The organism is Halomonas sp. AOP25-F1-15, assembly GCF_052378675.1.
GTDB classification, from domain to species: Bacteria; Pseudomonadota; Gammaproteobacteria; order Pseudomonadales; family Halomonadaceae; genus Vreelandella; species Vreelandella casei.
On record NZ_JBQSXV010000004.1, the window covers coordinates 303,619 to 317,389 of the forward strand.

Consider the following 13,771-nt stretch of genomic DNA (forward strand, 5'->3'; position numbering starts at 1 on the left):
GCTGGGTCGCTATAGTGTTCTCACCATAACGCTTACGCCAAGGCGACATACAAGTCTTCCAGAAAGTCCGCCACTCCTTTAGGCAGCGTACGCCCAGCTAGCGTTTGCACCTCAATAGTGCGGGCACTCATCTCATGATCGCGAATAGGTAAGGAAACCAGCTCGGCGCTGGCGCTTAAATGGCGAACAGAGACGTCGCCAATTAGCGTGATACCGCCCTGGCAAGCGGCAAAATGCACTAGCGTGGTGACAAAATTGCTAACTAAAACTGGTTCAATCAGCAGCCCCTGCCGGCTACAGCTGACATTAAATAGTTGCCGGATGGTAGTGTTGTCTGTCGGCAAAGCAAGCGGATGGTGACTGAGCTGTGCCAAAGAAATCTGTTTCTTCGTAGCCAGGGCATGATGAACACTCATAACGGCGTGAATGGGGGCCATAATTCGCATTTCCACTTTAATATTCTTTTCCGGTGCCGGCGAGATCGTCAAACCAATATCGGCAAGCCCTTCACATACTCGCTGGGTTACGTCTGTCGAGGAAGTGACGATTAGTTCAAAGTGAATGCCATGATGCTTCTTTCGGTATTCGCTGATGACATGCGGCAGTAAATAGCTTGAAAGCCCTTCAATACTGGCAATGCGTACGGTGCCTCGCTGTATACCCTCTAGACCCGTGATCTCCTCAATGACTCGCGCGGCATCCAAACGCGCCTTGCGGGCGTGCGCAGCCAGCAGTTCTCCTGACGGACTCAGCTTCATACCAGACGAGTGCCGTTCGAATAGCTGGCTGCCAATCTCTGCTTCCAGTCGCGTGATCTGCCGGCTGATAGCGGAGGGCGCCACGTGCAGCTTGGCAGAGGCTTTATTGATAGAACCTTGTCGCACAATTTCTAGAAAATAGCGTAACGCCGAGTCAAGCAGAATGCGCTCATTCATATCACCACCACGCTTTTGGTTTGTATTTTGCATTGCCTAAAAGGCAATGCTGCATTCGAAAAATACATCTAACGACATGACCTTGGCCAGTCTAGTATCGAAGGCACAACAACTTAGCAGCGTATAACGATGAGCGCGGCCACCATAACGCCACTCCAAATAACGCCCTGATCTAATAATATCAATGGAGAAAATAATGTTTAAACCTCTGGCTTCTTCGCGCTTTCAAAAGAAGGCTATCCTAACCGCGCTGGGCTTAGCAGGCTCGCTATCGTTTACCGCCGGCGTGCAGGCTGATACCACCGTCAACGCAGTGATGCACTCAGCATTGCGTGCACTAGACCCGGTGTCGAGCAGCGCCACGATTGCGCGTAACCATGGCTACATGATTTATGACATGCTCATTGGTCTGGACTCAGACTTAAATCCGCAGCCGCAAATGGCTGATTGGGAAATTTCAGAAGACAGGCTGAGCTATACCTTCACACTTCGTGATGGCCTCACTTGGCACGATGGTTCTGCCGTGACCGCCGACGACTGCATTGCCTCTTTAGAGCGCTGGAGCGACTACGATGCGGGTGGAAAAATCATTTTCGATAACACGGAAAGCTTAACGGCGTTGGATGACAAACGTTTTGAACTGACACTATCCAGCCCCCTTGGCGATGTCATTGGCTTACTCTCTAAACCTTCCGCTGTACCAGCCTTTATGATGCCGAAGGATGTCGCCTCAATTGAATCAGGCCAACCATTGCCTAACCAGATTGGTTCTGGCCCCTTCCGTTTTATTGCTGATGAATTTCAACCAGGCGTCAAAGCCGTTTATGAGCGTTTTGATGAATATGAGCCACGCACGGAGGCCCCCTCTGGCACGGCGGGAAGCAAAGAGGTATTTGTTGACCGCGTTGAGTGGGTACACATGCCCGACGTACAAACCACGGTTAATGCGATCAACAGTGGTGACATCGACTTCATCGAACGGACTCCCTTCGATCTGCTGCCCCTTTTGGAAGGTAATCCAGACATCACCACCGACGTTCTAGATCCGTTGGGTATGCTAACCGTTGCACGGATGAACTTCCTGCACCCTCCTTTTGATGACCCCCAGGTTCGTCGCGCAGCGCTGCTGGCAATCAGCCAAGACGACGTGATGGCAGCCCTGGTGGGCGATCCGCGCTTTTATCAGACCTGCGCCTCAGTGTTCGGATGTAATACTGCGCTTTCAACCGAAGTGGGTGGCGAGTCATTGACATCAGGCGGTGCTCTTGATGAGGCACGCGCTTTATTACAAGAAGCAGGCTACGACCAAACGCCGGTTGTGCTTCTCCAACCTTCCGATGTTGCCACGCTGGCCCCTCAGCCGGTGGTCGTCGCGCAGGCACTGCGTAAAGTGGGCTTCAATGTTGAGCTTAAACAGATGGACTGGCAGACCCTAGTCAGCCAGCGCGCTAGTCATAATGCGTCAAGCGAAGGTGGCTGGGACATGATATTCACCAATTTTAGTGTCGATAGCGTCTGGTCTCCCACTATCAATTTATTACTGATTGCCAGCGGCGCTGAAGACAGCTGGTTTGGCTGGCCAACCGATCCGAAGATGGAGGAGCTACGTGCCGAGTATGCTTTGGCCGAAAGCGAAGAACAGCGTAAGGCACTAGCTGAAGCCGTGCAGCTGCAGGCGATGGAGCAGGCAACGTTTATTCCTCTGGGTCAGTTTCAAAACGTCACATCCTGGCGTAATGAGCTAAGCGATGTCGTTGAAGGCCCGGTTCCTGTTTTCTGGGGCATGCATAAAGCTGACTAATGCACCATACCTTGCCTCTTTTGTGCAGGCAGGGCTTTGCATCCGCTCTATTCACTGTCCGAGGAAGATACCCATGCTTGGCTACTTTATACGTCGGCTGCTGGCCGCCATTCCCGTCATGTTGGTGGTGGCACTCTCCGTATTCCTGCTGCTACGGCTTTCACCTGGCGACCCCGCGGTTATTATTGCCGGTGATATGGCAAGCCCCGAGCAGGTAGCGGGTATTCGTGCCGCCTTGGGGCTCGACCAACCGATCTATACTCAGTTCTTTATCTGGGCGGGCAACATGCTACAAGGCGATTTTGGCACATCGCTTATCTCGCAAACTTCTGTGATGACGATGATTACCCAGCGCTTGGAGCCAACCATCAGCCTAGCGCTCGCGGCGATTATTTTTACCGTATTGATCTCAGTACCGCTGGGCGTTATCGCCGCTTGGCGACAAGGTAGCTGGATCGACAATCTGGTGATGTCGGTATCCGTCGTAGGATTTTCAGTGCCGGTGTTTGTCATCGGCTACATCATGATTCAGATTTTTTCCATCGAACTTGGCTGGCTCCCCGTACAGGGCTACCGCAGTCTGGACAATGGCTTTAGTGAGTTTGCCAGCCGTCTTGTTTTACCTGCATTAACCCTTTCATCGGTATATATCGCACTGATTGCACGGATGACACGCGCCAGCATGCTAGAAGTGCTGAAGGAGGATTACATCCGCACCGCGCGCGCCAAGGGTTTGAAGGAACGCTTGATTCTGTTCCGCCACGCGCTACGTAACGCTGGCGTGCCCATCCTGACGGTTATTGGAACCGGGTTTGCGCTTATGGTTTCTGGGGTGGTGGTCACCGAAAGCGTGTTCAACATCCCTGGCCTTGGTCGCTTGATTATCGATGCGGTTCTGGCGCGAGACTATCCCGTCATTCAAGCCATTATTCTTCTCACGGCGGGTCTTTACGTTTTCATCAATCTGCTGATCGATCTTTCCTACGCCATTACTGATCCCAGGATTCGCTACTGATGCAAACACAACCTCAAGTACAGGGGCTGCCTGCCAGATATAGCATGCACGGGTTAGCCACAAAACTACTGCGCATACGCCCGCGCACCACCACGATGATCGCCACCACGACCTTGGCAGTGATTATAATGCTAGCAATTTTTGCACCGCTGATTGCGCCGTTTGATCCTACCGAGCTTTCACCTTCGAACCGCTTACAAGCGATGAGTACCGAACACTGGTTAGGCACCGACGCGTATGGACGAGATCTCTTTTCACGCGTGGTTTACGGTGCGCGTATATCGCTAGCTATAGGGCTTGGCGTTGCATTTCTGACAGTGATTATTGGCCTTCCACTGGGGCTAATAGCAGGCTATTTCCGTACGATTGATGCAGTGCTGATGCGCTTTATGGATGGTCTGATGGCAATTCCTAGCATCCTCGCCGCCATTGCTATCGTTTCGCTGACCTCCGCCAACCTATGGACACTGATGATTGCGATTACCGTGCCGGAAATACCTCAAATTGTGCGTTTAGTTCGCTCTCAGGTACTGGCCACTCGCGAAGAGGCGTTCGTTGAAGCCGCGGTTCTGATGAGTACGCCAACCCACACCATTCTCTGGCGTCACTTAATGCCCAATACGTTCGCCCCGCTTATTGTGCAGTGCACTTATGTATGCGCAGCGGCCATTCTTACGGAAGCTACTCTGTCGTTTTTAGGTGTGGGACTCAGTAGTGAAACACCCACATGGGGCAACATTATGTCCGATGGGCGCATCTATTTTCAGCTTCAGCCATCGTTAATTTTTTGGGCAGGCTTACTGCTGTCGCTATGCATATTATCGATCAATTTGCTAGGTGATGCCGCCCGCGATGCCCTCGACCCCATCATGAAACGAAAGGAAGACTGATGAGCACTGAAAAGATCGTTCTGAAAGTCAACTCACTGGTGGTTGAGACCGTCGACAAGCGACCCAAGCAGATACTGAAAGGCATTTCTTTCGACATTAAGGCGGGCGAGACGCTGTGCTTAGTCGGCGAAAGCGGTTCGGGAAAATCAGTATCCTCACTGGCAACCATCGGGCTATTACCACCTGCCAGCCTGAGGGTAATAGGCGGTCAGGTGCTGCTAGACGGAGAAGACCTGCTGCAATCGACTCCGAAGCGCCTTCGCGCACTACGCGGCAGCAGTCTGGCGATGATTTTCCAGGAACCCATGACGGCCCTAAACCCGGTGCTCACCATTGGCAAACAGCTTGATGAAATGCTTGCCTGCCATACTAAAGAGTCAGCGGCACAGCGGCGAGCACGTGTACTTGAAGCGCTAGAACAGGTGCACCTGCCGGATATTCAACGCATGTACGCGAGCTTCCCGCACCAGCTTTCAGGCGGTCAGCGTCAGCGCATCATGATTGCCATGGCCCTGCTGCTAAAACCGCGCCTGCTAATTGCCGATGAACCCACCACAGCGTTGGATGTTACCACCCAGCATCAAATTCTTAAGCTGATTCGCGAGCTGCAGCAAAAACATGGTACGGCCGTGCTTTTTATTACCCACGACATGGGCGTGGTTGTGGATATTGCTGACCGCGTTTGCGTGATGAAAGCTGGGGAAATCGTTGAGCAAGGTTCCGTAAATCAGGTACTGAGCACACCTAAAGAAGCTTATACCAAGCGACTGCTGGCTGCCGTGCCTAGCCTGATGCCACGACCGCCGCGACCTGAACGAGGACCGAGATGCGTACTCGATGTAGCAGAGCTGGAAAAGGTGTTCGCCCCGACACGTAGCCTGTTGGGCTGGTTTCAACGTGGCCGCACCGGCACAAAGGCCGTAGACAACGTGAGTTTTCACCTTCAGGAAGGCCGCACGTTAGGTATTGTGGGTGAATCCGGCTCGGGAAAATCCACCTTGGCACGCTGCGTGATGCGACTGATCAACCCTACCGCCGGGGTCGTCCGTATTAGCGGCCAAGATATAGCAAGCCTGCATCCACGTAGCCTTAAGCCCCATCGCGGTCGTATTCAAATGATTTTTCAAGATCCTTATCGCTCGTTAAACCCACGTTTGACGATCGGACGAAGCCTGATTGAAGGGCCAATGAACTACGGTAAGTCGCGCCAAGCCGCCATGCTAAAAGCCAAAGAATTACTCGAACTGGTAGGTCTTCCCTCTGATGCTATCGATCGGTTTCCGCATCAGTTTTCGGGCGGTCAGCGACAGCGGATCGCCATTGCTCGGGCGCTGGCGATGGAGCCCGATGTTATCGTCGCGGATGAAGCCGTATCGGCGCTAGATGTATCAATACAGGCGCAAGTACTTCACCTGCTTGATGACATTCAGCAACGCCTTGGCGTTGCTGTGCTGTTTATCACCCATGACCTGCGCGTTGCAGCACAGATTTGCGATGACGTACTGGTTATGCAGCGCGGCCAGGTCGTCGAGTATGGGCCCGCGCACCAGGTATTGGGGAATCCACAGGCGCTCTACACACAGCAACTCATCGACGTAGCACCGGGCCGATCTTGGGACTTTGCTGCCTTTGCACCAGCCAGTTAACCATCTTCTTATGGGTATATATGAATGAACGCTTGTGATCTGAGTGCTGTTGAAGCACGCCGCTTAATGACGTCCAAAAAGCTTTCTGCCGTAGAGCTGACAGAAAGTTGCATAGCCCGCGTTGAAGCTGTTAATCCCGCTGTTAATGCATTGGTCGCCCAGGACTTTGATGCTATGCGCCGCGGCGCCCAAAAGGCTCAGCGCGCGATTGATCAAGGCGAAAAGCTGGGTGTGCTTCACGGCCTGCCGCTGTGCGTAAAAGACATGGTGGACGTGACAGGGCTACCTACCACCTTCGGCAGCCAAATTTACACTGACAATATCGCCAACAGCGACGATGCAATGGTGGCTCAACTGCGCCAGGAAGGCGCAGTGGTAATGGGCAAGACCAATAATCCCGAGTGGAGTGCGGGTGGAAACACTCGCAATGCGGTCTACGGCGTGACGGCCAACCCATTCGACGTAACCCGCTCCGCCGCGGGTTCTTCAGGTGGCTCTGCCGTTGCCTTAGCCTGTGGAATGGTGCCGTTAGCAACCGGCTCAGACACCGGCGGCAGCCTTCGTAGCCCCGCAGCTTTTTGTGGCGTAGTGGGCTTTCGCCCCACGCCGGGCGTTGTGCCTGGGCACAGCAGGCCACTAGGTTGGTTACCAATGTCGCTAAATGGCCCCATGGCACGTACTGTCGATGATGCCGCGCTGATGCTGTCATCGATGATTCGCCCTGATCGTCGCGACCCCTGGACGCCGGTAGTGGAAGGCCAACCCACTTACGCGCCCGAGCCATTTCGTCACCTCCCTCGCCATGATCTTTGCAGTGCCCGCGTTGCCTGTACGCCCGATTTCGGCTTTGCCATGACCGAAAAGCTTATCGCCGACAGTTTCAATGACAAGCTTAAGCACTTTGGCCATGTGTTCGGCACACTGAACGAGACTCATCCTGATTGCCTAAACAGTGATGACACCTTTGCCATTATTCGAGCGCTGGGCTTTTCCGGTCATCACCGCGATCTCCTGCAGCAGCATCCCGATAAAGTCGGGCCAAACGTGCGCGATAATGTTCGCGAAGCGGAAAATTATTCAGCATTAGACGTCGTGCGTGCACTCACCAACCAGACCAAGATGTATCGCCATTGGCAGCAATTTTTTGAGCATCACGACTTTATCTTGGCGCCGACCACTACCATTAGTCCACGCGATTGGCATGAGCTATATCCGACTGAAATTGATGGCGAACCCACGCAGAGTTACTACCACTGGCTCTCCATGGCCTATGCATCAACGCTGGCTGGCCATCCGTCGGTGACGCTACCTACCGGACGCGATCACAACGGTTTGCCGTTTGGCCTACAAATCATTGGCCGTCGCGGCAGCGACCTGCAAACACTGGCCTTTGCTCGCGAGCTGGAAACGCTATTTATCGGCGTTGAGGCGCTGGAACGCCCGAAAATCGACCTCAACTACCTTACCCATGCGACTCCCATTCGCAAAGCGGAAGGGTTTATGGGCTTTGCATAAGCCTCTGACCGTTGACGCGCATTCATTAGCGGCCGCAAAAAAAGGTAAATGCTATGGGTAATATCACACTGGCGAACTGGCTGGCGATTGCTGAAAAAGGGACTGACCCTGTCATCAACAGCTTGAAAAACAGCAATGAAACGCTGTGGATCAACCCAAAGCGGCGGCCCTTTACAACGGTGCGTGACGGACTGCCACTGCAGCTTTCCGATATCCAGGATGCCGCCGCTCGCTTGCTACGCTTTGCGCCCTATTTTGCCAAGGCGTTTCCAGAAACAATCGCAATGGATGGCATTATCGAATCGCCGTTGCGGCGATCTGAAAAGCTGGCTACGGCGGTTGCTCAGTGGCTGCAGGTGCCAGCCCCCCCGCAGTTACTGATTAAATACGATAGTCAACTGCCGATCTCCGGCTCGATTAAAGCGCGTGGCGGCTTTTACGAAGTGCTGTTGTATGCTGAAACCTTAGCACTCGAACAAGGCCTGCTCACGCTAGAGGACGACTTTACATGCTTTGCATCAGCGCCCTTTCAAGCACTCTTTCGCCAGTACTCCGTGGTGGTCGGTTCGACCGGCAATCTTGGTTTAAGCATCGGCATTTTAAGCGCCAAACTCGGCTTTAAAGTGACCGTACATATGTCCGCCGATGCCCGCGCCTGGAAGAAAGCACTGCTGAGGGAGAAAGGCGTGCAGGTGGTTGAGCATCAATCAGACTATAGCGTTGCCGTTACCCAAGGCCGCGAAGAGGCACTTCGTACGCCACGCTGCCATTTTGTAGATGATGAAGGCTCTACGTCGCTATTTCTCGGCTATGCCGTGGCTGCTTTACGGTTAAAGCAACAGCTGGATGACCAAGCCATTGAGGTCAATGACGAGCACCCTTTGATTGTTTACCTACCCTGTGGCGTGGGCGGCGGGCCGGGCGGCATTTGCTTTGGTCTTAAGCACGTATTTGGCGATGCCGTGCACTGCTATTTTGCCGAGCCAACCCCATCCCCTTGCATGCTGCTTGGCATGCATACACAGCTACATAATGGTATCAGCGTGCAGGACATTGGTCTTGATAACCTGACCTGTGCGGATGGCCTGGCCGTTGGTCGAGCGTCTGCCTTCGTCGGGCAAGTGGTTGAGCCGCTGTTAGACGGGATCTACACCGTGAGTGATGACCATCTCTATGCGCTGGTATCAATGGCCTCTGATAGTGAGAGTGTAGCTCTTGAACCATCCGCCGTGGCAGGATTGCCAGGCTTTGCCCATTTGGCAAAGGCATCGCAAGCAGAGCTTGAGCTCTTAGGTTTGGCAGGTAAATTGAAAGATGCCACGCATATCGTGTGGGCAACAGGTGGCGCGATGGTGCCCGCTGAGGACATGCAGACCTACTATCAACAAGGCCGGCTAGCCTTATCTAACCAGCAATAACTCACCCCCCACTTCTCACGTCGACAAAGGGCTAACGAGTAACGCGTAGCCCTTTTTTAACTTTTGATATTTCTCATCCGTAATGCAGATATTTCTAAAACCGATTTATTGTTATATTATCACATAACATAAACCCGTTTAGAGGTGATCTAGCAATGACTGCGTTCTCCCCCTTACCCGTCACCGTGCTCTCCGGCTTTCTGGGCGCTGGTAAAACCACCGTGCTCAACCATATTTTGGCTAATCGTGAAGGCCGCCGCGTGGCGGTGATCGTCAACGATATGAGCGAGGTGAATATCGATGCGGCCTTAGTGCGCGGCGGCCCTGGTGAATCGACGCTAGATGGTGAGGTCGTGCTTAACCGGTCAGAAGAGCGCTTGATAGAAATGAGCAACGGCTGCATTTGCTGCACTCTTCGCGAAGATCTTCTTGAAGAGGTCAGCCAGCTGGCAAGGGAAGGCAGATTTGATTACTTGGTCATCGAGTCCACCGGTGTTTCCGAACCGCTGCCCGTGGCGGAAACGTTTACTTTTGAAGATGAAAGCGGCCAGAGCCTTTCCCACGTTGCGCGGCTGGATACGCTGGTCACTGTGGTCGATGGCGCTAATTTCCTTGAGCAGTACCGCGAAGCGCAAAGCCTCGCTGACGCTGGCGAAAGCCTGGGCGAAGACGACGAGCGCAACGTAGCGGACTTACTCGTCGATCAAATCGAGTTCTGCGATGTGCTGCTGATCAGCAAGACCGACCTGATTAGCGATCGAGAGCTGGAAGCCTTAAAGGCCATATTACGTTCGTTAAACCCTGATGCCGAGCTAGTGCCCATCACGCAAGGCAGCGTACCGCTCGACAAAGTTCTCAACACCGGAAAATTCAACTTTGAGCGCGCTCAGCGGGCACCCGGCTGGCTAAAAGAAATGCGCGGCGAGCACGTGCCTGAAACCGAAGAATACGGGATTGGCAGCTTTGCCTATCACGCCCGCCGCCCTTTCCATCCTCAGAAATTCCACGACCTGCTCAACCAAGAGTGGTTCGGCAAAGGGCTATTACGCTCGAAAGGCTTTTTCTGGCTCGCCACCCGCCCTCAGGCCGCAGGTCAGTGGAGCCAGGCAGGCGGCATCGCTCACCACGGCCCCGCCGGCATGTTTTGGAAAGCCATACCGGAAGCCAACTGGCCGGAAGATCCTGAGACGCGGCACTTCATTATGGAAAAATGGCAGGAGCCGTTTGGCGATATGCGCCAGGAGCTGGTGTTTATCGGCCAGAACCTGGATCAAACCCAAATGCGTGAAGCGCTGGATGCCTGCCTACTAAGCGAGGCAGAACTGCTGGAAGGTATGGCGGCATGGAAGCAACTGCCCGATCCTTTTCCCGCCTGGGAGTAAGCCACTGCGGCGAGGTACGCATAAAAAAAGAGAGGCAGACGCCTCTCTTTTTTCATTAAACGTAACGCCGTTACTGCAGCATGCTGGGCAACCAGGTCGCCAGGCTGGGGAATACAATCAGCAGGGCCACTAGCAGCATCGAACACAGAATGTAAGGAATAGCGGCCGAGTAAATCTCACTCATGGTTGTGCCGGGAGGCGCCACCCCTTTCATAACAAACAGCAGCAGTCCTAAAGGCGGCGTTGAGAAGCTGATTTCCAGTGCCAGCAGGACAATGATCCCGAACCACACCAGATCAAATCCTAACGCCTGTGCTAATGGGAAGAAGATCGGCACCGTTAGCATCATGATGGAAATCTGCTCCATAAACGTGCCCAGCACCAGCAGCACCGCAAACATTGCCAGCAGCATCAAGATCGGCGACAGGTCAAAACCGGTTGCCCAGCCGATCAAACCGCCGGAAGCGCCGGAAAAGCCCAGCAGCTGGCTAAAGGTAGCCGAGCCAAACACGATTAAATAAGCCATCAGCGTGACCTTCAACGCGCCAGTCACCGAAAGCTTAAACGCTTCCCAGGTCATGCAACGGAAGATAAACGCCAAAATAATCACACCCAACGCGCCAAAGGCGGCGGCCTCTGAGGGCGTAGCAAAACCGATCAACATCAGCGCCACAATAATGACCATAACGCTAAGCATGGGCAAAATATCGGTAATGATCAGGCGGAGCTTAGCTTTAAGCGAAACTGGTTCCAGCTCATAGGCCGGTGCAGCTTCAGGGTCCAGCTTGGTTTGGATAAAGATGGTGGCGATATAAAACCCCGCCAGCGTCAGTCCCGGCAGAATGCCGGCAATCAGCAGCGCGCCAATATCCACTTTCGCTAGCGTCGCCAGCAGCACCGCCAGCGCAGAGGGCGGAATAATAATCGCCAGGCCGCCGGTGCCAAGGATGGGGCCAATCGCCATTTTCTTCTTATAGCCGCGCCGCTCCATTTCGGGCACCAGCAGCGACCCCATCAGCGCAGTGGAGCCCATCGAAGAGCCGCTCAGCGTGGAAAATGCCGTTCCACCCACCACCGTCACATAAGACAAACGCCCGGGCAGCTTACCCATTAGCTGGTCAACGGCATTGAACATCTTCATACCCAGCCCGGTGCGAAAAAATAGCTCCCCCATCAACAGGAACAGCGGAATAGGCACCAGATTAAAGCTGGAAAGCGCGCCAAAACCGTTGTTGAGCATCTGCAAAATGCCGGTTTGGCCGCCCATAAAGTGCCACGCACCAATCACGTTGGCGGCCAAAAACGCTAGGGCGATAGGGGTGCCAATCGCCATAAAGATAAGAATCAGCGAGAGCAGAAACGCGAGCGCAAAGTACCATTCCATTATTCTTTAATCCCCGCTTCGCCGCTGTGAAGAATTTCATGGCCCACTACAAAGCGGCCAAACTCGATCGCCATTAAGGTAAAGCTGATCGGAAACACAATGGTCAGCATCCATTTCGGCACAAAGAAGGCCCGCACGTCATAGTCGGTGCGTTCAATATTGAGCAGTAATAAATCCAACCCTTTCCACGCCAGTACGCCACACACCACGACACACAGCAGCGACACGCCTCGGCTAAGAATATTAAGCACGGGCAGCGGCAGCACAGAGGTCAGCAGCTCAATATGTACGTGCCCTTTTTGGCGCACCAGCCAGGGCGCACCCAGCAGGGTGAGATAAAACATGGCGTATTCGGTGGAAAGGAAAAACCACGCCGAGGGCTGCAGGCCCAAATTTCGAATAACCACCGAGAGCACCACTGCCACCATCAGCCAGACCAGCATGATAGCGGCCAGCAAAGCCATGCCATTAAGTAGCAGCAAGTAGCCGCGTTGTGCGTAGCGCATAAGAGACCCTGAAAAAGAATCACACAAAAGGGGCGCTTGATCGCTCAACGCCCCCCTTTACGTTTTTATAAGTCGTTAAACTTCTCGATCAGCTCGTCATAGTGCTCAAGACCAGAAGGATGACGCTCCATCTGACGACGCATACGCTCCCACGTCGATTCACGGGCAGCCTCTGAAAAGCGCTGTGCGGCCTCACCTTCTAGCGTCACGACCTGCATGCCGTCTGCTTCAAGCTTAGCCTGCTGCTCTTGGGCTAAGTCGGCCAGCTTCTCGGCGCTTTCGCGCTCATGCTCAATGGCAACTTCCTGAAGGATTTGCTGTGACTCTTCGCTGAGCTGGTTCCACTTATCCAGATTAACGATCACGCCCATATCGGTAGAAAAGAAGGCAGGATCAATGCGGTAGTTAAGAAAGCGATCCCAGTTGAGATCTTTCAGGCCAATTTGGGTCCAGCCGGTAGCGTTCACCACGCTGCGCTCAAGGGCGGCGTATACGTCGGTGGTCGGCAAGCTGATCGGCTGTGCACCCAGATAATCTTGGAAGAAGGCGTCATATACCGGGTTGCTGCGCAGGCGCAGGCCCGAAACGCTCAGATTACCTGCTTCATCAATGCTAGGCTCTTCAATCGTATAGAAGTTGTAGCTGACGCCGCTGTCGAACCAGCCTAGGTAGTAGGTGCCCATCTTTTCCTGATGGATTTCATTGAGCAGGTCGATACCGCCATTTTCACGCGCATAGATAGCGTTGGTATTTGACGCCACCATGGCATCGCGCTCAGGCACGGTACCGGCATAAAAGCTTGCCGCGGTATAGGCCATATCCACTACGCCGTTGCGCACGGCATCGGGCTGCTCGGAAAGGCCGATTACCTCAGGGCCGCCGCGCACGTTGATTTTCACAACGCCTTCACCGCGCTCATTCACCTTATCGACAAACTCGAGGAAACTTTGGGTATAAATCAGCGAAGGAGGAAACGCGTGTACCGCATTAATCTGATCTACTGCCAGCGCTTGCCCTGACGCTAAGGCCGTGAGCAAGCCTAGGGTTATGGTTACTTTTTTCATCGTTCTCTCCTGCACAAGGTAGTCTGCTTTTATAGCGGTTGTTATGTCTGATCTACTGTTCATAAACGCTGTCGGATGTTCATAAAACTATGTTTATAAAACCGTGTTTATAAAACCGTGCTCATGAACCGTTGGTGCAAGCGTGCGTGCTGTTTTTATAGATATGGCCGTTGTAACGATGGCTAAGATGACGGCTTGAGCCGCTATCTTTTACT

At 53.6% G+C, this 13,771-nt stretch carries 11 protein-coding genes; 7 read left to right on the forward strand and 4 right to left on the reverse strand.

Annotation, left to right across the window (positions count from 1 at the left end):
- Positions 1-32 precede the first annotated feature (32 nt).
- The gene (locus ACT3TF_RS09745) at positions 33-935 is read right to left on the reverse strand and encodes a LysR family transcriptional regulator (protein WP_441686093.1); all 903 of its coding nucleotides are present in this window, start codon (positions 933-935) and stop codon (positions 33-35) included.
- A gap of 196 nt (positions 936-1,131) precedes the next feature.
- On the opposite strand from ACT3TF_RS09745, the gene ACT3TF_RS09750 reads away from it, so the two are divergent.
- From ACT3TF_RS09750 to zigA, 7 genes are all read left to right on the forward strand, one after another.
- A complete protein-coding gene (locus tag ACT3TF_RS09750) occupies positions 1,132-2,736 on the forward strand; it encodes an ABC transporter substrate-binding protein (RefSeq protein ID WP_444672133.1) in 1,605 nt (534 codons plus the stop codon).
- Positions 2,737-2,809: 73 nt separating this feature from the next.
- Entirely contained in the window at positions 2,810-3,751 is a 942-nt protein-coding gene (locus ACT3TF_RS09755) for an ABC transporter permease (RefSeq protein ID WP_444672134.1), read from the forward strand.
- Positions 3,751-4,641, forward strand: a complete 891-nt coding sequence (locus ACT3TF_RS09760; RefSeq protein WP_441686087.1) for an ABC transporter permease — start codon at positions 3,751-3,753, stop codon at positions 4,639-4,641. The genes ACT3TF_RS09755 and ACT3TF_RS09760 overlap by 1 nt, the downstream gene beginning before the upstream one ends.
- A complete protein-coding gene (locus ACT3TF_RS09765; RefSeq protein ID WP_444672135.1) occupies positions 4,641-6,287 on the forward strand; it encodes an ABC transporter ATP-binding protein in 1,647 nt (548 codons plus the stop codon). Before ACT3TF_RS09760 ends, ACT3TF_RS09765 begins: the two co-directional genes overlap by 1 nt.
- Before the next feature lie 24 nt (positions 6,288-6,311).
- The gene (locus ACT3TF_RS09770) at positions 6,312-7,802 is read left to right on the forward strand and encodes an amidase (RefSeq protein WP_444672136.1); all 1,491 of its coding nucleotides are present in this window, start codon (positions 6,312-6,314) and stop codon (positions 7,800-7,802) included.
- A 53-nt stretch (positions 7,803-7,855) separates the two neighbouring features.
- Positions 7,856-9,220, forward strand: a complete 1,365-nt coding sequence (locus ACT3TF_RS09775) for a D-serine ammonia-lyase (RefSeq protein ID WP_441686081.1) — start codon at positions 7,856-7,858, stop codon at positions 9,218-9,220.
- A 155-nt stretch (positions 9,221-9,375) separates the two neighbouring features.
- Positions 9,376-10,602 carry a zinc metallochaperone GTPase ZigA gene (gene zigA / locus ACT3TF_RS09780; protein WP_444672137.1) on the forward strand — a complete coding sequence of 409 codons (1,227 nt, stop codon included), beginning with the start codon at positions 9,376-9,378 and terminating at the stop codon, positions 10,600-10,602.
- A 70-nt stretch (positions 10,603-10,672) separates the two neighbouring features.
- Here the strand turns inward: zigA and ACT3TF_RS09785 are convergent, their stop codons facing one another.
- The 3 genes from ACT3TF_RS09785 to dctP all read right to left on the reverse strand — a co-directional run bounded on the left by ACT3TF_RS09785 (position 10,673) and on the right by dctP (position 13,556).
- Positions 10,673-11,986 carry a TRAP transporter large permease gene (locus tag ACT3TF_RS09785; protein WP_096282108.1) on the reverse strand — a complete coding sequence of 438 codons (1,314 nt, stop codon included), beginning with the start codon at positions 11,984-11,986 and terminating at the stop codon, positions 10,673-10,675.
- Positions 11,986-12,492 (reverse strand): TRAP transporter small permease, encoded by a 507-nt coding sequence (locus tag ACT3TF_RS09790; RefSeq protein ID WP_096282109.1) that lies wholly within the window; start codon positions 12,490-12,492, stop codon positions 11,986-11,988. The genes ACT3TF_RS09785 and ACT3TF_RS09790 overlap by 1 nt, the downstream gene beginning before the upstream one ends.
- Positions 12,493-12,557: 65 nt before the next feature.
- On the reverse strand, positions 12,558-13,556 hold the full coding sequence (gene dctP, locus ACT3TF_RS09795) for a TRAP transporter substrate-binding protein DctP (protein WP_444672138.1): 999 nt from the start codon (positions 13,554-13,556) through the stop codon (positions 12,558-12,560).
- Positions 13,557-13,771 lie beyond the last annotated feature (215 nt).